This is a genomic window from Sphingomonas azotifigens NBRC 15497 (genome assembly GCF_002091475.1).
Classification (GTDB): domain Bacteria; phylum Pseudomonadota; class Alphaproteobacteria; order Sphingomonadales; family Sphingomonadaceae; genus Sphingomonas; species Sphingomonas azotifigens.
This window is the reverse complement of record NZ_BCTR01000024.1, coordinates 16,395-37,074: the sequence shown is the minus strand read 5'-3', so window position 1 is coordinate 37,074 and position 20,680 is coordinate 16,395. Positions and strand designations below refer to the sequence as shown.

Here is a 20,680-nt window from a genome sequence, read left to right as displayed (position 1 = left end):
CATATCAGACGCATAGCGTCTGGCCATGTTGTCCGCGTTCCGCCGCCGCTATCTCGACCTGCTGGGGTCGATCTACATCTACAACGAGCATCGCGGCTATACGAGCATCGATCGGGTGCTCGAAGCGGTGCGGGTGCGGGCGCCCGACGACACCGCGTTGATCGCCGCGATCGAGAAGCACCGCGCGGACGAGCGCAAGCACTACTACATGTTCCGCCGCTGGTTCGAGCTGCAGGGCCGGATGCCGCTCGCAGTGGACCGCACCTGCGGCCATATCGATCGGTTTGTGGAGATCATGTTCCGCCGCACCATCGATGCGCTCGATACCCAGGCGGTGATCGACGACGATGCCCAGTTCGAGAAGCTGTGCCGTGTCATCTCGCTGACCGAACAGCGCGGCTACCGCCAGGTCCATGTCCTGCTCAACCATCCGGCGGTGCTTGGCGACAAGGTGCTGACCCGCATCTTCCGCATCATCGAGCAGGACGAGCCGAGCCACTGGGCGCCCTATGACGGCTGGCTGCGCGCGCACGGCAAGCGCGAACCGCGCTGGTGGGAGCGCGCGGTGGACAGCTTCATCCATTCCGAACTGCTGTTCGTGAAGCTGCCCTTCCTGTTCCTCAACCCGTTCGTGCGGCGGCGCACCGAATGGGCGGACGCGGGAGAGGCGGCGGTGCCGCCGCTCCCGGTCGCGGCCTGATCAGGCGAGGGCCAAGGCCGGTCGGCTGGCTACATGCTCGCGTACGCGGCGCGCCACGCGCACCGCAATCGCCGGGATCACCGCGATGATCAGCCCCACCGTGATCGCGTCGAGTACCAGCATCGGCCAAAGCAAAGCGGGCGGCTGGCCCATCGCATAGCGGTTCAGCAACTGGTGGACGGCGTTGACCGGGATCCGCCCGACAAAGAACAGCGGCAGTGCATAGGCATAGCGCCAGCCGAGCATCCGCGCCGATTGCCATGGCGTGCGCACTTCGCCGTCGGTAGCGGCGGATACCACCCAGAGCATCAGCAGCGGCTCGATCGCAATCTGCGCCAGGGCAACCACGGCCCGCGCTTCGTCGACCCGGTCGGGGGCCCACCGGCCCGCATAGAAGATCAGCGCGAAGGCGATCAGTGCATAGGCCAGGTACGGCAGGTAGCGCAGCGCCGCCGTGCCGATCGGCGCATTCACCCTGCCGGCGAGCTGGCGGAGGACGAAGAAACCGCCGACATAGACCGACAGCATCTTGATCCAGCCCAGCAGCATGCGACCGCCATCCTCCTGCACCGCCCGCGCGGCGTCGACGCTGGTGAAGAAGCCGATCCGCACCTCGACGACGTGCTGTGCCAGTTCCCACGCGATCAGCACGCCGAACAGCCAGGGCAGGGCGCGGATCGCGCGGACACCATCGACATGTGCACCGATCAGGTCGATGCCGAACCGCTTCAGCCAGGTCATTCTGCGCTCTCCTCGCGTTCATAGATCAGGATGTCTCCGGGCTGGCAGTCGAGCGCCGCGCAGATCGCCTCGAGGGTCGAGAAGCGGACGGCCTTGGCCTTGCCGGTCTTGAGGATCGACAGATTGGCGAGCGTGATGCCCACCGCGTCGGCCAGCTCGGTCAGCGTCATGCGGCGCTGGTAGAGCATCTCGTCCAGGGTGACGCGCAGCGGCATCAGACGGTCGCCTCCACCTCGTCCTGCATCGCCGCGCCCTGGCGGAACACCCGCGCAAGGACGAGCAGCAGCACGACGGCGAGCCAGCCGCCGATGCCGGGGCTCCAGCCGAAATAGCGACCGGTGGCGGCGCTCATCCGGATGGCGAGCACACCATAGGCAAGATCGAGCAGCTGGAACGCCAGCAGCGCCCAGGCCATGGTTCGCAGCCGATCGGCATTGGCGAGGGTGAACGGGCGGCCGGTGGCGACACTGTCTACCATCGCGGTAAGCCGGGTGAGGATCATGTGCGCTGCCACCACCGAGACAAGGCCGATACCGAGCGTGGCAGCCCCGGCACGGACCATCATCGCAGCATGGCTGCCGAACTTCGCGAAGGTCGGCGCCACGGTGGCAGGGGCTGCGAACAGCAAGACCAAAAGCGCGCCGAAGCCGGCTGCCAAGGCCCAGTTGAGCAGGTTCATGCCGATCAGCAGTATCCGCACCATGCGCAGCACGCGACGTCCCCTTTCTCGAAAATCGATGCGATGCGTATCGAACGTCGATGATTCGCATATCGAATATCAATATGTCCCTCGTTCGGCAAGGGAAAGGCTTGCGCGATTACGCAGGCGCGCGCATCTGCGCGGCAGTTTTCCGTTGCGAGTACCCGCATGGCTGCCCTTCGACGCTGGATTGATCCCTATCTGTTGATGCTGCTCGGCACGGTGGGGCTCGCCGCGCTGTTTCCCGCGCGCGGCATGTGGGCGAATATCTCCGACGAGGCGGTGACGATCGCCGTAGCGCTGCTGTTCTTCCTCTATGGCGCGCGGCTGGCACCCTCGGCGATCTGGGCAGGCCTCACCAACTGGCGACTGCAGCTGACGGTGTTCCTGAGCACCTTCCTGTTTTTCCCGCTGCTCGGCCTTGGCGCCTATGCGCTCGCCGGGCAGGTGCTGCCGGGGGGCATCGCGCTCGGCATTCTGTTCCTCTGCCTGCTGCCGTCGACCGTGCAGTCCTCGATCGCCTTCACGTCGATTGCGCGGGGCAACGTGCCGGCGGCGCTGTGCAGCGCGTCGCTTTCCAACCTGATCGGGGTGATCATCACGCCGTTGCTGGTGGCGCTGCTGCTGCCCCATGGCAGCGGGGCGGGGTTCTCGCTTGCGCAGCTCGAATCGATCGCGATGCAGATCCTGTTGCCGTTCGCGGCGGGGCAGGCGGCGCGGCCGCTGATCGGCGGCTTCATCCTCAAGCACAAGCTGCTGACCATGGTGGTCGACCGCGGATCGATCCTGCTTGTCGTCTACGCCGCGTTCAGCGAGGGCATGGTCGCAGGCGTATGGAGCCGCGTTTCGCTGTTCGATCTGGCGCTGGTGCTGGCGTTCAACGCGGTGCTGCTCGGCATCGTGATCGTCGTGACGATGTTCGGCAGCCGCAAGCTGGGCTTCTCGACCGAGGACGAGATCGCCATCGTCTTCTGCGGGTCGAAGAAGAGCATGGCCAGCGGCATCCCGATGGCGACGATCCTGTTTCCCGGCGGCGCGGTCAGCCTGATCGTGCTGCCGCTGATGATCTTCCACCAGCTCCAATTGTTCGTCTGCGCGGTGCTGGCGCGCAAATACGGAAGCCGCGCCTGATGCGGGTGCTGCTCACCGGATCGTCGGGCTGGCTGGGGCGCTTCCTGGCGCCGATGCTGCGGGGGGCGGGGCACGCGGTCATAGGGCTCGACGTCGCGCCCGGCGCGGACACCGATGTGCTCGGCTCGGTCGCCGATCGCGGGCTGGTCGAGCAGGTCTTCGCTGAGCACGGGATCGAAGCGGTGATCCATGCCGGCGGGCTGCACAAGCCGGACATCGTGCGGTACCCGGCGCAGGCCTTCGTCGACGTCAACGTCACCGGCACGCTCAACCTGCTCGAATGCGCCAAGGCGGCGGGGCATGACCGGTTCGTCTTCACCTCCACCACTTCGCTGATGATCAGCCAGGCGATCCGCGACGAGGCCGGGGACTCGGCGGTATGGCTCGACGAGACGAGCGGGCCGATCGAGCCGCGCAACATCTATGGCGTCACCAAGCTCGCCGCCGAGGGGCTGTGCCGGATCGCGTGGCTGGAGCAGGGGCTGGCGACGATCGTGCTGCGCACCAGTCGCTTCTTCCCCGAGGACGACGATACCCACGCCACACCCTCGGGCGAAAACCTGAAGGCCAATGAGCTGCTCCATCGCCGGCTGACGGTGGAGGATGCCGCGCGGGCGCATCTGGTGGCGCTGGAGCGGGCACCGGCGATAGGCCATGGCGTGTTCGTGATCTCGGCGCCGACGCCGTTTGCGCGGGCCGACTGCGGCGAACTCAAGCGCGATGCGGCGGCGGTCATTGCCCGCACCTTCCCCGAGGCGCCCGCCCTCTACGCCGCGCGCGGATGGACGCTGCCGACGAGCATCGGCCGGATCTATGATTCGGCACTGGCCGAGCAGTTGCTCGGATTCCGCTGCGAGACGGACTTTGCGGCGCTGCTGGCGGCGCTGCGCGACGGCGGCGCGCTGCCCGTTGCGCACGACCCGGCCTATGTTTCGCCCAAGGAGGCGGCGGGCTGATCGGTCGCGAAGATCGTGCCCGGCTGGCCTGAGTTGCTGGCCGCTACCCGCCGCGGCAAACCAATATACACGGACTATTGACTTCATCCCGAGTCAACAATAGCGTGGCGATGTTAACGTGAACATCGCTCGAAGGCGGTGTGTTCGTGGTGCGCAATAGCGTGCTGCGGGCATGTCATTCGTGCGGTCGCTACGAAGAATCACGACGTTGGACTGGAGGGGAGCCGAACGGCGATCGCGGTGCATCTGCTGCACTGCGACGGGAATGGGTGCGACCTGACGTCGTCGGCATGTCCGGCGCGGCCTCGCCACGCATTCGCCGCTGCCTCCCCGCCGGTCCGCGAAGAACCGGAATGCCGGAAAAGGGAGGTTGAGGATGTTCGAACACGCAACGGATCGCCGCCGCGCCTTGATGCGCTCCACATCGCTTCGGCTGGTCGTCGCGGGGCTCGGCCTCGTTCCGTTGCCGGCGCTGGCGCAAAGCGAGACGCCGCCACCTGCCCAGGCCGGCGACACGGTGCCGGAGGGCCGGCAGGGCGTTTCGGACGCACAGGCGAGCGAGATCATCGTCACCGGATCGCGCATCGCGGTCAGCGGCTTCACCGCGCCGACGCCGACCACGGTGCTCGGCGACGAGCAGATCGCCGCCAATGCCCAGCCCAATGTGTTCACCACGATCGCCCAGTTGCCGTCGTTGCAGGGCTCGTCGGGCACCCAGGTCAACACCTTCAGCACCTCGAGCGGCCAGCAGGGGCTCAGTTCCTTCTCGCTGCGCGGGCTCGGCACGATCCGCACGCTGACGCTGCTCGACAACCAGCGGGTGGTCGGCGCCAATGTCACCGGCGTGCCCGATGTCAGCCTGTTCCCGCAGCTGCTGGTGAAGCGGGTGGACATCGTCAACGGCGGCGCCTCGGCCTCCTATGGCTCGGATGCGGTGGGCGGCGTGGTGAACTTCATCACCGATACGCGCTTCAAGGGCATCCGCGGCAACATCCAGGGCGGAATCACCACCTATGGCGACGATGCCACCGGTCTGGTCCAGCTCGCGGCCGGCACCAGCGCGCTGGGCGACCGGCTGCACCTCGTCGGCAGCGCCGAATATGACAAGGAAGAGGGGATCGGCGGCGGCGCGTTCGGCACCAAGCTCGCCAATGGCCGCAACTGGTTCACCCAGCGCTCGCTGATCGACCGCGGCGTGCTCAACGACGGGTCGCCGCAATATGTCGTGCGCGACTGGGCCCAGTCGATCACCTTCACCAAATACGGCCTGATCACCGCCGGCCCGCTGCAGGGCATCGCCTTCGACCAGAGCGGCCAGCCCTTCCAGTTCCAGTATGGCTCGAACGGCGTGCCGGCGCGCGACAAGGCGGGTACGGTCCTCGGCTGCTTTGCCGGCTTCTGCCAGGGCGGCGATCTTTCGGGCAATATCGATGCAGGCCGCTCGCTCAAATCGGCGATCCAGCGGGTCAACGGCTATGGCCGTGCGGGCTTCGACATCGCGCCGAACAACGAGATCTATTTCAGCGTCAATATCGGCCAGGTGAAGACCAACAACCAGCCGGTCAACGGCCAGAACCGGCCGGGCCTGACGCTGCAATGCGCCAACCCCTATGTGCCGGCGCTGGTCCAGCAGGCCTGTGCCACCGCGGGCATCACCAGCTTCCAGTACGGCACCAGCAACGCCGCGCTGGGCAATACCCGCGTCTATACCGATCGCCGCCAATATCGCTTCGTGCTCGGCGGCAAGGGCAAGGTGGAGATCGCCGGCACGCCCTGGAGCTACGACATCTATGGCGAGCACGGCACCAACTATACCGATATCGACGTGCACAACATCATGCTGTCGCGCCGCTTCAACCAGGCGATCGACGCGACGACACTGAACGGCGCGATCGTCTGCCGTGACGCGACCGCGCGGGCCAATGGCTGCCAGCCGCTCAACATCATCGGCGGCAACCCTTCCGCGGCGGCGCTGCGCTACATCATGCCCGAGCGCGGGCCCTATCAGCGCACCCGCCAGACCCAGGACGTGGCGAGCATCAGCATCTCGGGTTCCCCGCTCGACCTGTGGGCGGGGCCGCTGGCGATCGCGTTCGGCGGCGAGTATCGCCACGAATATTACAAGGTCCGCGCCGATCCCTATGGCGCCGGCTTCGCGGCAACCGCGCCGGGCGGCGACTATCCGGACGATCCGGTGCTGCTCACCACCGGCAACAACTGGTATGCCGGCAACTACAAGAACGGCACCGGCGCCTATAGCGTCAAGGAAGCGTTCTTCGAGGCGAACCTGCCGCTGCTCAATTCGGAGAAACTGGGCCATGCCAATCTGAACGGCGCGGCGCGGGTGACCGACTATACCACCTCGGGCACGGTCTGGGCCTGGAAGATCGGCGCCACCTGGGATCTGCCGATCGACGGCTTCCGCATCCGCGGCGTCACCTCGCGCGACGTGCGAGCGCCCAACCTGTCCGAGCTGTTCGCCGCCCCCGTGACGACGACGCTGCCCAACTTCTTCGACCCGTTCAACAAGGTGAACGTGCTGGTCATCCAGAACTCGATCGGCAACACCGCATTGAAGCCGGAGATCGCGCGCAACACCACCGCTGGCATCACGCTCGCCAATCCCGGCTGGGCGCGGGGGCTCAACCTCTCGTTCGACTGGTACAAGATCAAGATCGAGGAAGTGATCTCGAGCCTAGCGGCGACCGACATCGTCAATCTCTGCTTCCAGAAGGTGCTGCCGGAGACGTGCAGCGCCTTCAACCTGAGCAACACCGCCGGGCCCAACTTCATCAACGTCCAGGCGTTCAACCTCGCCTCGATCCGCACCGAGGGCTTCGACATCGAGGCGAGCTATCGCTGGGCGCGGCCGCTGGGGCTGCCCGGCAACCTCACGCTGCGCGCGCTGGCGACGCATGTGATCAACAACATTACCGACACCGGCCTGCCGGGTACCATCCCGGTCGACAATGCCGGCAACAATCTGGGCGCGACGCCCAAGTGGAAATGGCTGGCGGTGCAGAGCTGGGATGCCGGCCGCTTCTCGCTGCTGGTGCAGGAGCGCTGGTTCACCGCCGGCACGATCGGCAACCAATATATCGTCTGCCAGAGCAATTGCCCGGCCTCGACCACGCAGCGGCCGACGATCGACAACAACTATATTCCGGGGTCGTTCTACCTCGACGTCGGCGCGACCTTCGACGTGATCAAGGACGTGACGCTGTACGGCAAGATCGACAATCTGCTCGATCGCGATCCGGCGCGCTCGACGATCTTCAACAACCCCGCGCTCTACGACCAGATCGGCCGGGTGTACCGCGCCGGCCTGCGGTTCAAGTTCTGAGCGACGCTGGCGAACCCCGCGCCGCTTTGGCATAGCCCTTCTAGTCCCCTCCCGCTTGCGGCAGGGCTATCGCATTTGGCAAATTTGCTCCGTCATCCCGGCGAAAGCCGGGATCCATTGCCCTCGACGCGGGGGGAAAGAACCGCCATTTCAGCGCGAATGGATCCCGGCTTCCGCCGGGATGACGATTGTTTTGGACGTGCCGTCGTCGCGAGGTTCCAAATGCGATTGCCCTGCCGCTTGCGGGAGGGAGTGTCAGGTCGGCCATGCCCCCGGCCTGGCCTGAACAGCGCGGGGCGCTGTTCACCTGATACTGGGAGGGTGAGTCAGGCGAGCGGGCGATACCTTGACGTGGAAGCAGCGCGGCGCCGCCCTGCTTCTTTGAGCGTTCGCTTGGCTTCTCGCACACGCCCTCCCCCAGCCCCTCCCGCAAGCGGGAGGGGAGATGAGGTGCAAGGGGATGGCGATGCGGATCTGGGTACGACTTGGGTTGGGCGTGGCGGTGCTTGCGGCGCTTGGCTTGGCGCCTCCGAATGGGTGATCCGCCGCAGCCATGCCGTCGGGAAGGAAAACCTCCACGCGCTGCGGCCGGACGAGGTGGATGCCGTGCAGCGGTACTTGCGTGGTGTTGCGGCACATGGCCGCTAACAGGGAGCCCGGCTGTTCCGTCACGTGCGTCGCGTGCCCATGTTCGTTAAAGTTGGCGGTTCGCCAGACTGGGTGGGCATCGACGGCGCGGGGGAATTAAAGGACGGTGGCTGCCTGGATCCAAGCAATAGCGGGCATTCTGACCTTCCTGTCCGCGCTGGCGGCCGCGTGGATCGCCGCGCAGGTCCCGCGATGGTCGGAAGAGCACCGGGCCAAGGCGCGTGCGGCCGAGCAGACCCACGATCTTCAAAGAAGCGTCTTCATCGCGTTGATGAAGGGGCGCGGGGCCATCGTTCATCAGGATACGCTGGACGCCATCAACCTGATCGATGTGGCGTTCCTGGAATCGGAGGCCGTTCGCGCGGCGCGGCGGGCATTCATGGAGTGCGCCGGTGCGGAGCCGTTTTCGCCCGTGCCGCTCGTCGACCGCTTCTACGACATCCTTGTCGCGGTGGTACGGGAGATGGATCTCAGCGATCAGATTACGGTCGACGACATCCAACAAGGCTATTATCCGGTCGGCCTTGGCAAGCTGGAGGGGGCCGCGTTCGCCGATGGCGAAGCCAAGCTCCGGCGCCGCAGACAGCAGTGAAGCTGCTCGATCGGCGGCGGTCGCCGATTGAGGTGCGGCAGAAAATGTCCCCAAAGCTTGCATCTGCGCATGATTCGACTAAAGCGCGCGCATGTCGAGTGAACCGCGCACCCTGTACGAGAAGATCTGGGCCGACCATGTGGTCGAGCGCCGGAACGATGGTACCTGCCTGATCTATATCGATCGGCACCTCGTCCACGAAGTCACCAGCCCGCAGGCCTTTGCCGGCCTCCGCGCGGCCGATCGCAAGGTGCGCCGCCCCGATCTTACCCTCGCGGTGCCCGATCACAACCTGCCGACCACGCCGCGTGTCGATGCCGCCGGCAATCCGCTGCCGATCGCCGATCCGGCCAGCGCCGGCCAGCTCTCGGCACTGCGCGGCAATGTCGCCGAATTCGGCGTGCCCTATATCGATGCGCTCGATGCGCGGCAGGGCATCGTCCATGTCGTCGGACCCGAACAGGGCTTCACGCTGCCCGGCACCACGCTGGTGTGTGGCGACAGCCACACCTCGGCGCATGGCGCGCTCGGCGCGCTGGCCTTCGGCATCGGCACCAGCGAGGTCGAGCATGTGCTCGCCACCCAGACGCTGCTGCTCAAGCAGTCCAAGACGATGGAAGTCCGCGTCGAGGGTACGCTCGGCCACGGGGTCAGCGCCAAGGACGTGGTGCTGGCGATCATCGGCAAGATCGGCGCGGCCGGCGGCACCGGCTATGTCATCGAATTCACCGGCGAGGTGATCCGCAACCTCTCGATCGAGGGGCGGCTCACCATCTCCAACATGTCGATCGAGGGCGGCGCGCGCTCGGGGCTGATCGCGCCGGACGAGAAGACCTTCGCCTATCTCAAGGGCCGCCCGCTGGCGCCGACGGGCGAGGCGTGGGACCGCGCGGTCGCCTATTGGAAGACGCTGCCGACCGACAAGGGCGCGGTCTACGACAAGGTGGTGACGCTGGACGCGGCGGACATCGCGCCGTCGCTCACCTGGGGCACCAGCCCCGAGGACGTGGTGCCGATCACCGGCGTCGTGCCCGATCCGGAGAGCTTCGCCGATCCCTCGAAGCGCGCCGCCGCGCAGCGCTCGCTCGACTATATGGGCCTCACCCCCGGCACCGCGATGCAGGACATTCCGGTCGAGCACATCTTCATCGGATCGTGCACCAACAGCCGCATCGAGGATCTGCGCGCCGCCGCGGCGGTGGTGCAGGGCCGCAAGGTCGCCGACCGCATCCGCCAGGCGCTGATCGTGCCGGGCTCGGGGCTGGTCAAGCGCCAGGCCGAGGAAGAAGGGCTCGACCGGATCTTCCTGGAGGCCGGCTTCCAGTGGCGCGAGCCGGGATGTTCGATGTGCCTGGCGATGAACCCGGACAAGGTGCCCGCCGGCGAACGTTGTGCTTCCACTTCGAATCGCAATTTCGTAGGACGCCAGGGCCCGGGTGCCCGCACGCACCTCGTCTCGCCCGCGATGGCGGCAGCGGCGGCGGTGACCGGGCACCTGACGGACGTTCGCGAGTTGATGGCGAACCACGCGTAACTGATAAGGGGAGAGACGCCGTGAAAAAGGCGCTCGTCGCATTGATTGCCGGAACCATTCTTAGCGGTGTCGCCGCTGCCTATGCGGGTGCCTATCCGCGGCCGGAAACGCCGATCAAGACCATCCCGGCGCTCGAGCGTACTGTCGTCGCACCGCGCTGACGCGGGCGGCCGATTGCCGGAAATTGGGATGGCCGCCGGCCATTCGTTAGGAAAGCTGTGTCCATGCATCTGAACACCGTGTCGGCGGAGCGCCGCTGATGGAGCCGATCCAGCAGGTTTCGGGCCGTGCCTATCCCTGGGGCGCCAAGAACATCGATACGGATATCATCATCCCCGCGCACTGGCTGAAGACCACGACGCGCGAGGGGCTGGGCAAGGGCGCGTTCGAGAGCGTCCGCGCGGAGCCCGGCAACCTGTTCGACGATCCGCGCTATGCCGGCGCGCCGATCCTGGTGGCGGGCGAGAATTTCGGCTGCGGCTCCAGCCGCGAGCATGCCGCCTGGGCGCTGGCCGATCTGGGCATCAAGGCGGTGATCGCGCCGAGCTTCTCGGACATCTTCTCGGGCAACGCCTTCAAGAACGGCATCGTCACGGTGGTGCTGCCGCAGGAAGCGATCGACCGGCTGGTGCAGGTGGCGACCGCCAACGAGATCACCGTCGACCTGGAGACGATGACCGTCACCACCGACTTCCAGGACCGCTTCGCCTTCGAGCTCGATCCGTTCCGCCGCGACTGCCTGATGCAGGGGCTGGACGAGATCGGCATGACGCTGGCACAAGATACCGCGATTTCGAAATTCGAATCCGCGGTTGCGCACGAACGCCCGTGGATCGCTGTAGGAGGCGGACATGAAGGCGTTGCTGTCGAAGGCATCGGGCGGACCTGATACTCTAAGCCTGGAAGAGGTGCCCGATCCGCAGGTGGGGAGGGGCCAGGTGCTGGTTGGCGTGCGCGCCTGCGCGATCAACTATCCCGACGTGCTGATCATCGAGGATCGCTACCAGTTCAAGCCGCCCCGGCCGTTCGCGCCGGGCGGCGAGATCGCCGGCGTGGTGGAAGCCGTGGGCGAGGGCGTCACCGACTGGGCGCCGGGCGACCGGGTGATCGCGGTGCCGGGCCATGGCGGGCTGGTCGAGAAGCTGGTGCTGAGCCCGGCGCAGCTCTACCGGCTGCCCGAAGGCCGCAGCTTCGAGGACGGCGCGGCGCTGCTGCTCACCTATGCGACGACGATCCATGCGCTGCTTGACCGCGGCAAGCTGAAGGCCGGCCAGACGCTGCTGGTGCTGGGCGCGGCGGGCGGCGTCGGGCTCGCGGCGATCGAGCTGGGCAAGGCATACGGCGCGACGGTGGTGGCGGCGGTCTCCTCCGAGGAGAAGGCCGAGGCCGCGCGGGCGGCGGGCGCGGATGCGACGCTCGTCTATCCGCGCGGGGCCCTGGACAAGGAGGCGTCGAAGGCGCTGGCCGAGGCGTTCAAGGCGGCGGTCGGCCCCAAGGGCGCGGACGTGATCTACGACCCCGTAGGCGGCGACTATGCCGAGCCGGCGCTGCGCGCGATCGGCTGGGAGGGGCGCTATCTGGTGGTGGGCTTCCCGGCGGGCATCCCCAAGCTGCCGCTCAACCTCACGCTGCTCAAGAGCTGCGACGTGTGCGGCGTGTTCTGGGGCGCCTTCGCCGCGCGCGACCCGCAAGCCAACCGCGCGCATGTCGACACGCTGTTCCGGCTGTGGAGCGACGGCAAGATCGCCCCGCGGGTGACGGAGGTGTTCCCCTTCGCCGAGGGCGGTGCTGCGATCGCCAAGATGGCGGCGCGGGCGGTGATCGGGAAGGTGGTGGTGCGGGTGGCGGGGTAGGGGTGTACCGACGCGCCCTTGCGTCTCCAGCTTGCCTTTAAAGTCGAGGCGGGCGATGCTCCAACAGTGTCTTGGGGGCATTGACATGGCGGAGGTCGTTGGAGCTGTTTTCGAATTCTGCTGGGAGTTCGGGATCGAGCGGGCCTACCGGAGGTGGGGCTGGTTCGGCGGCGTTGCGGCGTTCCTCGCGCCGTTCCTGACTGCCGCGGGGATCATCGCCATCGCGCTGAACGTGTGACCTCCGCAATCGTCCTCACCTCCTTCCCGTCGCTGTTGGACTCGCCCAATCGTCGCAATCTCCGCGTCATCCCCGCGAAGGCGGGGATCCATTGGCGCTGAAGCTGCGGTCCTATCCCCCCAGCGTACAGGCGAATGGATTCCCGCTTTCGCGGGAATGACGATGGTTTGGAGGTGCCGCTATAGCTTGACGTTGAAGTCGATAACTCGGCCTTGGTGGCGTAGGACGGACGCTCCAACCCCGCCATCCGGAACCTCCCCCGTTGCCAGCGCGGCCCCGCCCTCCTATCTCGGGCCCGAGTTTAGCTAAGGGGCATATGATGACCGCATTCGACGATCGCGAACGGGCGTTCGAGGCGAAGTTCGCGCGCGACGAGGATATGGCGTTCCGCATCACCGCGCGCCGCAACAAGCTGCTCGGCCAGTGGGCCGCCGCCAAGATGGGCCTCACGCCCGAAGAGACCGACGCCTATGCCAAGGCGGTCGTCCAGGCCGATTTCGAGGAAGCCGGCGACGAGGACGTGGTTCGCAAGCTGCTGGGCGACATGCTCGCGGCGAATGTCGAGATCGACGACGCCACCATCCGCCGGCAGATCGAGGAGCAGACCGTCGAGGCGCGCCGCCAGCTGATGGAATCCAAGTAACATGCCGATGGCCGCTGCCGAGATCGAGGCGCTGATCCGCGCCGGCATCCCCGACGCCCAGATCGAGATCACCGATCTCGCCGGCGACGGCGACCACTATGCAGCGCGGGTCGTCGCCCCCATGTTCCGGGGCATGCCGCGCGTGCGGCAGCATCAGGCCGTCTATGCGGCGCTGGGTGGACGGATGGGCGGCGTGCTCCACGCGCTCCAGCTGACCACCGAAGCGACGCCCGAGGAGTAAGCAATGACCGACGATACCCAGGCCCGCATCCAGCAGCTGGTCGATGGCAGCGACGTGCTGCTGTTCATGAAGGGCAGCCCCCTGTTCCCCCAGTGCGGCTTTTCCAGCCGCGCCGTGGCGATCCTCAACCATCTCGGCGTCGAGTTCGACAGCGTCGACGTGCTGCAGGACCAGGGCGTCCGCCAGGGCATCAAGGCCTTTTCCGACTGGCCGACCATCCCCCAGCTCTATGTGAAGGGCGAGTTCGTCGGCGGTTCGGACATCATGATGGAAATGTACGAGAGCGGCGAGCTGACCCAGCTGATGGCTGACAAGGGCGTCGCGGCTTCGGCCTGACGCGCGGGTTCGTACGGGTGTAAGGGAAGGGCTCTCGCTGGTGGCGGGGGCCCTTTTCGTTTGTGGGGCGCCCTCTTCACAACTGGGTCGTCATTCCCGCGAAGGCGGGAATCCATTTGCCAGGACGATGCCGAAAGAGCCGCGACGACTCCACCAATGGATCCCCGCCTACGCGGGGATGACCATGGAGGGCGAGGATGGCTAGGGAAGATGGCGGCTGTGTGTGGCGGGGCTGCCCGGCCCCGGTGTGGGCGGATCGATGGCCATGCCGGTGAACCATTGATCCGCCCGAAGCGTCTGGGGGGACGCTGGAGCGTCTTGGGGGGAGACGCCTTGTCCCCTTATAATAGCAGGGCACGTGCCAGAATCGGGAAATCGGCGCTGCCGGCCCGTTGCAGTGGTCAACCCGCCTTAACCATTCCTGCGACGTGTAAGGCGAGCCGACGCTTTGACACGGAAATCGGCGCGTTCATCCGTCGTTCAGCGGCTTGACTACAGACGTAATCAAAGCGATTACAAGCGTAGTCAGTGAGGGGTGTATGACCGAGCGAATCAGCGAAGCCGAACATGCGGTGATGGAGGTTCTGTGGGAGGAATCGCCGCTCACCGCACAGGAAGTGACCGAGCGGGTGCCCGCCGATCGCGACTGGAGCGCCAACACGGTCAAGACGCTGCTCGGGCGGCTGCTCGCCAAGAACGTCATCGCGCATGAAGAGGATGGGCGCCGCTACCGCTATCGCCCGCTCGTCGCGCGCGGCGACTATGTGGTGGGCGAGTCGCGCAAGCTGATCGACCGGCTGTTCGGCGGCCGGCTCACCCCGCTGGTGGCGCATCTGGCCGAGCGCGATGCCATTACCGACGAGGACATCGCCGAGATCGAGGCTCTGTTGAAGGAGCTGAAGCAATGATCGGCTGGTGGATCGAAACGCTGCTGGCGAGCACGCTGCTGATGCTGCTCGCGCTTGCCCTCCGCGGACCCGTGCGTCGCGCTTTCGGGCCGCAGCTCGCCTATGCGCTGTGGGTGCTGCCCTTCGCGCGGATGCTGCTGCCGCCGCTGCCGGGGCAGTGGCACCTCAGCCAGTGGCTCGCGCCGCTCACCCGCAAGGCGGCCGAGGCGCCCGCCGTCGCGATGGGCGTGCTCAACTCCGCCACGCTGCCGGAGACCGTCGATCAGGGCGCGGTGGTCACCATCGACCTCAGAGCGGCGGGGCACCATCTCCCCGCCGCGCTGGTCGCGCCGACGCCGGTGGCCGAGGGGCTGAACGTCACGCTGCTGCTCCTCGCGCTGTGGAGCGCGGGTGCGCTGATCTTCCTTGCCTATCATCTGGTGGCGCATCGCCGCTTCTGCCGTCACCTGCTGTCGCGGGCGCGGGTGGATCGCACCGTAGCGGAAGGCCGGGTGCGGGTGATCGAGACCGATGCCGCGCATGGCCCGCTCGCCTTCGGCATCTTCCGCAAGTACGTCGCGTTCCCGCGCGACTTTTCGGAGCGCTATGACGAGGTCGAACGCGATCTCGCGCTCGCCCATGAACTCGGCCACCATCTGCGCGGCGACCTGATCGCCAACTGGGCCGCGCTGATCGTACTGGCCGCCCATTGGTTCAATCCGGTCGCATGGCGGGCGTTCCGCGCCTTCCGCGCCGACCAGGAAATGGCCTGCGACGCCCTGGTGCTCGCCGGCCGCGCCCAGGCACTGCGCCATGCCTATGGCCGTGCGATCGTCAAGTCCGCGCATGGGGGCGCGGTCTCGGCGGCTTGTCACCTCCACACCATAAACGACGTCAAAGGGAGATTGCGCATGCTCTCGATCCACCGGAAGCTTTCCCCCATCCGCATCGGCGCGGGGCTGGCCGGGATCACCACCGTTTCGCTCGCCGCGCTCGCACTCACCGCCTCGGGCAGCCAGGCCGCCGAGCGCATCCGCGAGGGTGTCCATGCCGCGATCCAGGCCCAGGCCCCCGTGGCGCCGACAGCGCCCGTTGCGCCCGCTGCGCCGGTCGCTCCGGCGGCGCCCGCTGCCCCGGCCGCGCCGCATGGTGCGCCCGCACCGGTCGCGCCGCCAGCCCCACCGGCCCCGGCCGTGCCCGAAGGTCCCGCCGGCAAGCATCATGTCTATCGCTACGAGTATAATTCCAGCGACGGAAAGGGCATCCGGAAGATGGTGATGGTCCAGCGCGACGGGAAGCGCATGGAGATCACCGTGCCCGACATGGTGGCGATCCAGGCGAGCATCCCCGAGATCCGCGACGGCAAGTGCGGTAAGGGCGATGCACCGACCGTCGAGCACCGCTCAGAGGGCGGCAAGCAGGTGATGATCATCTGCAGCGACCGGATCGCCGCGATGAGCGCCAACGCCACGCGCATGGCTGCGATGAACAAGGACATGGCGATGCGCAGCGCGCTGATGAGCCTGCAGCACGCCCGCCGTACCATCGAGGCGCAGGCGAGCCTCAGCGCCGCGCAGCGCGCCGAAGCGCTGGCCGGCATCGACCAGGCGCTGGCCGAACTGCGCGCCGATGCCAAGGACGACGACGGCGACAACTAAACCGGTAGCGCGCCGTCGCAGTTTGCCCCGCGGCGGCGTTCTCGGCGGGGCCGGCCTACTCCTTCGGGGCCGGTCCCGCTTGTACGCGCCTTGCCCTGCGGCGCGGAATGCCCAAATGCGCCAGCATGACCGATGACGCTCCCACGGGCCTGGCCATCGCACTCGAACCGCTGGTGACGCGGGTGCTTGCGGGCAATCCCTCGCCCTTCACCAATAGCGGCACCCAGACCTATCTGATCGGCACCACCGATCTGGCGGTGATCGATCCGGGTCCCGACGATGCCGATCACCTCGCCGCGCTGCTGGCGGCGGTCGGCGAGCGGCCGGTGCGCGCCATTCTCTGCACCCATACCCACCGCGACCACAGCCCCGCCGCCCCGACGCTGCAGGCGGCGACCGGCGCGCCGATCATCGGCTGCGCGCCGCTGGCGCTCGACGATGCGGGCCCGCGCGCCGACGCGTCGTTCGACACCGGCTATTCGCCCGACCAGGTGCTGGCCGATGGCGAGCAAGTGGCGGGGGAGGGCTGGACGCTCACCGCGGTGGCGACCCCGGGCCACACCTCCAACCATCTCTGCTTCGCGCTGGAGGAAAGCGGTGCGCTGTTCACCGGCGACCATGTGATGGGCTGGTCGACCACCGTGGTGGCGCCGCCCGACGGCAACATGGCCGCGTACATGACCAGTCTCGACCGGCTGATCAATCGCCCGCAGGATCGGATCTACTACCCGGCGCATGGCGATCCGATCGAGAACCCGCATCGCTTCGTGCGCGGCCTGGCCGGGCACCGCAAGCAGCGCGAGGGGCAGATCCTGCGGCTGCTGGAGCAGGGCGTCGGCGAGGTGTCGGCGATGGTCGAGCGCATGTATGTCGGGCTCGACCCGCAGCTATACGGCGCGGCGGGCCGTTCGGTGCTCGCCCATCTGATCGACCTGGAATCGCGGGCGCGGGTGGCCGCCGAAGGCGAGGGATGGCGGCTGCGCGCCTGAGGGTGGTTGGTCGAGCAATCGTTCCCGCGCAGTAAAGGTGAAGAAATGGTTCGTGAATTTCGCGAATCATGCTAGATTGTTGCCAGCAGAAGTCCGGGGGGATGGCATGGCGACGGCAGCCCAGGCAGGCTCGAAGATTCGCGGGAACGATCGTTTCTTCTTCATGATGGCGATCGTGATGGCGCTGACCATCGTCGCCGGCTTCTCCCTCAGTGCGGCGATGGGGCGATCGAGCTTCGCCTCGCCGGTGCGGGTGCATGCGCATGCGCTGATCTTCATGGGCTGGGTCGCGCTCTATCTCGCGCAGAACTACTTCGTCGTCGCCGGGCGGCGGGACTTGCACCGCGCGCTCGGCTGGATCGGCATGGTGTGGATCGTGGCGATGATCGCCGCCGGATCGGTGGTGACGATCGCGATGGTGCGCAACGCGGAAGTACCGTTCTTCTTCACCCCGGCCTATTTCCTGGTGATGGACGAGCTGACGGTGCTCAGCTTTGCGGCGCTCACCATCGCGGCGGTGGTGCTGCGGCGCGCTACCGAATGGCACCGGCGGCTGCATTATTGCGGGATGGCGATGCTCACCGGCCCGGGTCTCGGTCGCCTGCTGCCGATGCCGTTCCTGATCCCGCACGCCGGCCTTTGGGTGTTCAGCACGCTGATGCTGTTCCCGGTGATCGGCATCCTCGCCGATCTGCGACGCAGCGGGCGGGTGCATCCCGCCTGGTGGTGGGGCTGCGGCGCGATGTCGGCAACGATGCTGCTGATGGAGGTGGTCGGCAACGGCCCGGTCGGCGCCGCGATCTATGCCCAGGCGACCGCGGGCAGCCCGGGTGCTGCGGTGCCCGGCCAAGCCTATCCCGCGCCGCCGGCCTGGCTGCACTGATCCCGCGCGGGCGGCCGCTCCCTTGATCCCGGCGCGCCGCCGGGCCATGTGGCGGGCGCACAACGGGAGTTTTGGACATGGACGCGCGCAACGGCATCGGCGGCAGCCTCAGCGGACTCGACCTCCGCGCCGAGATCGAGCGGCTTCGCAAGGAGCGCAACGCGGTGATCCTCGCGCATTATTATCAGAAGCCCGAATTGCAGGACCTGGCGGACTTCGTCGGCGACAGCCTCGACCTCAGCCGCAAGGCGGCGGAGACCGATGCCGACGTGATCGCCTTTTGCGGCGTGCGCTTCATGGCGGAGACCGCCAAGATCCTGTCGCCCGACAAGATCGTCGTGCTGCCCGACATGGACGCCGGCTGCAGCCTGGAAGACAGCTGCCCGCCCGACCAGTTCGCCGCCTTCCGCGCGCAGCATCCCGACCATATCGCGCTGACCTATATCAACTGCTCGACCGAGGTGAAGGCGCTGAGCGACATCATCGTCACCAGCTCCTCGGCCGAGAAGATCCTGGCGCAGATCCCGGCGGAGCAGAAGATCATCTTCGGCCCCGATCGCAACCTGGGCGGCTATCTCCAGCGCAAGACCGGGCGCGAGCTGCTGCTGTGGCCGGGCGTGTGCATCGTCCATGAGGCGTTCAGCGAGACCGAACTCCTCAAGCTCAAGGCCGAGCATCCCGGCGCCCCGATCGCCGCGCACCCCGAATGCCCGGCCTATATCCTCGATCACGCCGAGTATGTCGGATCGACCAAGGGCATCCTCGATTTCTCCAAGACGATCCCCGGCGACACGCTGATCGTCGCGACCGAGCCGCACATCATCCACCAGATGCAGAAGGCGATGCCGGAGAAGAACTTCATCGGCGCGCCGGGAGCAGACGGCAACTGCAACTGCAACATCTGCCCCTACATGGCGCTCAACACCATGGAGAAGCTCTACCTCGCGCTGCGCGACCTCAGCCCCCGAATCGAGATCGAGGACGGACTGCGCGTTCGGGCCAAGAAGAGCCTCGACCGCATGCTGGAGCTGGCCAGCGGCACGGTGGGACAGGGCGATCTGGGGCCGGTGCCGGCCTGATCGCCATCGCGCGCTAAGGCCGCACGCTGCCAAGCAGCGAAAGCACGAGCGCTGCCGTGGCGGCGATGCCGAGATTGGGCACCAGCCGGCGCGGCGGCGCGGGTGGCGGCGCCGGCACTGCGCTAGTGGGCGCCACGGCATGGCCGTCGCGCACCGCCGCGACGATCGGCCCTTCGGGCAGCTCGAGCGTGCGGGCGACCGAGCGCGTGAACCCGATCGCGTAGATCGCCGCGCCGCAGCGATCGAACCGGGCCTCTTCGATCGCCGCCAGATAATTCTGTCCGATACGGGTACGGCTCGCGAGTTGCGCGAGCGACATGCCCACCGATTCGCGGCGGGCGCGAAGCGTGGCGGCGGCGTGAATCCAGCTTTCTGGCAACGTCGAATAGGGCATTTTTCTTTGGCGACCCCCCGGTGCGTCGACCCAGCCCTTGATATGGGCTAGGAATGATTCGCAAACTTTCGGGTACTCATTCTGGTGGGGGAATGAGGGCTTGCATGCTTCCATCCCGCGCGGACCGATTTTGTCGATGCAGGATATGATCCGATCCGTTCCGGCACCCGATCGCAGGCAGGGTCCGTTGCCCCGCGCCAGCCTGATGGTCCGCCTGATTGCCGAGCTGGAAACGACGATGATCGCGGCGGGGATTCGGGCGCTGGGCGGGGATCTGGATCGCGCGATCATCTTCATGGTGGTGGCGCGGGCGAGCGAGATGCTGTCGCCGCACGGCGCCGGGCATGCCGGCGGCGAAGGGCGGGGCGCCAAGGCGATCAGCATCAACGCACTCGCGGCGTCGCTGGGCCGCCCGTTCGAGACGATGCGGCGCCATATCCACGCGCTGTGCGCCATGGGGCTGTGTGTGCGCGGACCGGCCGGCGTGACGGTGCCCGAAGCGGTGCATGGACGTCCGGAGATCCAGGCGCTGTTCCGCAGCAACCATGATGCGCTGGTACGGGTGACGGAAGATTTCGCCCGCTTCGGCCTGCCGCTGCCGGACACGCGCGCGCACCGCGCCTATGATTGGCACACCGGGCTGGCCGCGGCGCACGACGTGCTGCTGACCGGGATCGAATTCCACGCCCATCGCCACCAGTCCTGGACCGACATGGTGCTGGCCAACGCGATCCTGTGCGCCAATGCCCGGCCGCTGGTTCGGAGTCGCGACCTGGCGATGGCCTATGCCGACGATGGGGTACCGCCGCCCGAGGGGCTGTGCCAGCCGGTGTCGACCGGCGCCGTCGCCCGCGCGCTCGGCCTGCCGGCGTCGACCGCGCACCGGCGTGTCGCGGCGATGATCGAGGCGGGGGTGCTGGTACGGCGTGCCCGCGGGGTGGTGCTGGCCGAGGCGATTCATACCGATCCCGCCCGAACCGAGGAGCGCCGCACCAGCATGCTTCATGTGCGGCAGATCCTGATTCGCCTTGCTGCGGGCGGCTTCCGCTTCGACGCGCCGGAGGCCAATTATCTCGCGCCCCGGCCGGCGCTGCTGCAGTTCGCATAGACGCGCACGCCCGGGGATTCTACAGG

Annotated in this window: 23 protein-coding genes; 19 read left to right on the top strand and 4 right to left on the bottom strand. The window is 67.2% G+C overall.

Features of this window, described 5'->3' with window-relative positions:
• Positions 1 to 25 precede the first annotated feature (25 nt).
• A complete protein-coding gene (locus SAZ01S_RS10315) occupies positions 26 to 700 on the top strand; it encodes a hypothetical protein (RefSeq protein WP_084582187.1) in 675 nt (224 codons plus the stop codon).
• Here SAZ01S_RS10315 and SAZ01S_RS10310 read toward each other — a convergent pair whose 3' ends face one another.
• The 3 genes from SAZ01S_RS10310 to SAZ01S_RS10300 are packed head-to-tail and all read right to left on the bottom strand — an operon-like array spanning position 701 to position 2,144.
• Entirely contained in the window at positions 701 to 1,441 is a 741-nt protein-coding gene (locus tag SAZ01S_RS10310) for a hypothetical protein (protein ID WP_084582186.1), read from the bottom strand. It lies immediately after the preceding gene.
• Positions 1,438 to 1,656 carry a helix-turn-helix domain-containing protein gene (locus SAZ01S_RS10305; RefSeq protein ID WP_084582185.1) on the bottom strand — a complete coding sequence of 73 codons (219 nt, stop codon included), beginning with the start codon at positions 1,654 to 1,656 and terminating at the stop codon, positions 1,438 to 1,440. The genes SAZ01S_RS10310 and SAZ01S_RS10305 overlap by 4 nt, the downstream gene beginning before the upstream one ends.
• Complete coding sequence (locus tag SAZ01S_RS10300) at positions 1,656 to 2,144, bottom strand: DUF2975 domain-containing protein (RefSeq protein ID WP_084582184.1); 489 nt, start codon at positions 2,142 to 2,144, stop codon at positions 1,656 to 1,658. The genes SAZ01S_RS10305 and SAZ01S_RS10300 overlap by 1 nt, the downstream gene beginning before the upstream one ends.
• Before the next feature lie 165 nt (positions 2,145 to 2,309).
• Between SAZ01S_RS10300 and SAZ01S_RS10295 the strand changes: the two genes are divergently transcribed.
• From SAZ01S_RS10295 to nadA, 17 genes are all read left to right on the top strand, one after another.
• Positions 2,310 to 3,272: a bile acid:sodium symporter family protein gene (locus SAZ01S_RS10295; protein WP_084582183.1), complete on the top strand. Its 963-nt coding sequence runs from the start codon at positions 2,310 to 2,312 to the stop codon at positions 3,270 to 3,272.
• Positions 3,272 to 4,228 (top strand): NAD-dependent epimerase/dehydratase family protein, encoded by a 957-nt coding sequence (locus tag SAZ01S_RS10290; protein WP_084582182.1) that lies wholly within the window; start codon positions 3,272 to 3,274, stop codon positions 4,226 to 4,228. The genes SAZ01S_RS10295 and SAZ01S_RS10290 overlap by 1 nt, the downstream gene beginning before the upstream one ends.
• A 376-nt stretch (positions 4,229 to 4,604) precedes the next feature.
• A complete protein-coding gene (locus tag SAZ01S_RS10285) occupies positions 4,605 to 7,571 on the top strand; it encodes a TonB-dependent receptor plug domain-containing protein (RefSeq protein ID WP_084582181.1) in 2,967 nt (988 codons plus the stop codon).
• A 754-nt stretch (positions 7,572 to 8,325) separates the two neighbouring features.
• Positions 8,326 to 8,811: a DUF6680 family protein gene (locus SAZ01S_RS10280; protein ID WP_084582180.1), complete on the top strand. Its 486-nt coding sequence runs from the start codon at positions 8,326 to 8,328 to the stop codon at positions 8,809 to 8,811.
• 91 nt (positions 8,812 to 8,902) lie between these two features.
• The gene (gene leuC, locus SAZ01S_RS10275; RefSeq protein WP_084582179.1) at positions 8,903 to 10,345 is read left to right on the top strand and encodes a 3-isopropylmalate dehydratase large subunit; all 1,443 of its coding nucleotides are present in this window, start codon (positions 8,903 to 8,905) and stop codon (positions 10,343 to 10,345) included.
• Between the two features lie 20 nt (positions 10,346 to 10,365).
• Positions 10,366 to 10,506 (top strand): hypothetical protein, encoded by a 141-nt coding sequence (locus SAZ01S_RS24035; RefSeq protein WP_157105662.1) that lies wholly within the window; start codon positions 10,366 to 10,368, stop codon positions 10,504 to 10,506.
• A gap of 98 nt (positions 10,507 to 10,604) precedes the next feature.
• Positions 10,605 to 11,234 carry a 3-isopropylmalate dehydratase small subunit gene (gene leuD / locus SAZ01S_RS10270; RefSeq protein ID WP_084582178.1) on the top strand — a complete coding sequence of 210 codons (630 nt, stop codon included), beginning with the start codon at positions 10,605 to 10,607 and terminating at the stop codon, positions 11,232 to 11,234.
• On the top strand, positions 11,197 to 12,198 hold the full coding sequence (locus tag SAZ01S_RS10265) for an NADPH:quinone oxidoreductase family protein (RefSeq protein WP_174596102.1): 1,002 nt from the start codon (positions 11,197 to 11,199) through the stop codon (positions 12,196 to 12,198). Before leuD ends, SAZ01S_RS10265 begins: the two co-directional genes overlap by 38 nt.
• A gap of 85 nt (positions 12,199 to 12,283) precedes the next feature.
• Positions 12,284 to 12,436, top strand: a complete 153-nt coding sequence (locus SAZ01S_RS24030; RefSeq protein WP_167693134.1) for a hypothetical protein — start codon at positions 12,284 to 12,286, stop codon at positions 12,434 to 12,436.
• 319 nt (positions 12,437 to 12,755) lie between these two features.
• Positions 12,756 to 13,079, top strand: coding sequence for a DUF1476 domain-containing protein (locus SAZ01S_RS10255; protein WP_084582205.1), 324 nt, complete (start codon positions 12,756 to 12,758; stop codon positions 13,077 to 13,079).
• Position 13,080: 1 nt separating this feature from the next.
• Positions 13,081 to 13,320, top strand: a complete 240-nt coding sequence (locus SAZ01S_RS10250) for a BolA family protein (protein WP_084582176.1) — start codon at positions 13,081 to 13,083, stop codon at positions 13,318 to 13,320.
• 3 nt (positions 13,321 to 13,323) lie between these two features.
• The gene (gene grxD / locus SAZ01S_RS10245) at positions 13,324 to 13,656 is read left to right on the top strand and encodes a Grx4 family monothiol glutaredoxin (protein ID WP_084582175.1); all 333 of its coding nucleotides are present in this window, start codon (positions 13,324 to 13,326) and stop codon (positions 13,654 to 13,656) included.
• Positions 13,657 to 14,195: 539 nt separating this feature from the next.
• Positions 14,196 to 14,564, top strand: a complete 369-nt coding sequence (locus tag SAZ01S_RS10240) for a BlaI/MecI/CopY family transcriptional regulator (protein ID WP_084582174.1) — start codon at positions 14,196 to 14,198, stop codon at positions 14,562 to 14,564.
• Positions 14,561 to 16,201 (top strand): M56 family metallopeptidase, encoded by a 1,641-nt coding sequence (locus tag SAZ01S_RS10235; protein WP_084582173.1) that lies wholly within the window; start codon positions 14,561 to 14,563, stop codon positions 16,199 to 16,201. Before SAZ01S_RS10240 ends, SAZ01S_RS10235 begins: the two co-directional genes overlap by 4 nt.
• Before the next feature lie 125 nt (positions 16,202 to 16,326).
• Positions 16,327 to 17,190: an MBL fold metallo-hydrolase gene (locus tag SAZ01S_RS10230; RefSeq protein ID WP_139810022.1), complete on the top strand. Its 864-nt coding sequence runs from the start codon at positions 16,327 to 16,329 to the stop codon at positions 17,188 to 17,190.
• 106 nt (positions 17,191 to 17,296) lie between these two features.
• A complete protein-coding gene (locus SAZ01S_RS10225) occupies positions 17,297 to 18,073 on the top strand; it encodes a hypothetical protein (RefSeq protein ID WP_245824759.1) in 777 nt (258 codons plus the stop codon).
• Positions 18,074 to 18,150: 77 nt separating this feature from the next.
• Positions 18,151 to 19,152 (top strand): quinolinate synthase NadA, encoded by a 1,002-nt coding sequence (gene nadA / locus SAZ01S_RS10220; protein WP_084582171.1) that lies wholly within the window; start codon positions 18,151 to 18,153, stop codon positions 19,150 to 19,152.
• A 13-nt stretch (positions 19,153 to 19,165) separates the two neighbouring features.
• Here the strand turns inward: nadA and SAZ01S_RS10215 are convergent, their stop codons facing one another.
• Positions 19,166 to 19,546 carry a helix-turn-helix domain-containing protein gene (locus SAZ01S_RS10215; protein ID WP_167693133.1) on the bottom strand — a complete coding sequence of 127 codons (381 nt, stop codon included), beginning with the start codon at positions 19,544 to 19,546 and terminating at the stop codon, positions 19,166 to 19,168.
• Positions 19,547 to 19,691: 145 nt separating this feature from the next.
• On the opposite strand from SAZ01S_RS10215, the gene SAZ01S_RS10210 reads away from it, so the two are divergent.
• The gene (locus tag SAZ01S_RS10210; RefSeq protein ID WP_245824757.1) at positions 19,692 to 20,654 is read left to right on the top strand and encodes a helix-turn-helix domain-containing protein; all 963 of its coding nucleotides are present in this window, start codon (positions 19,692 to 19,694) and stop codon (positions 20,652 to 20,654) included.
• The last annotated feature ends 26 nt before the right edge of the window (positions 20,655 to 20,680 follow it).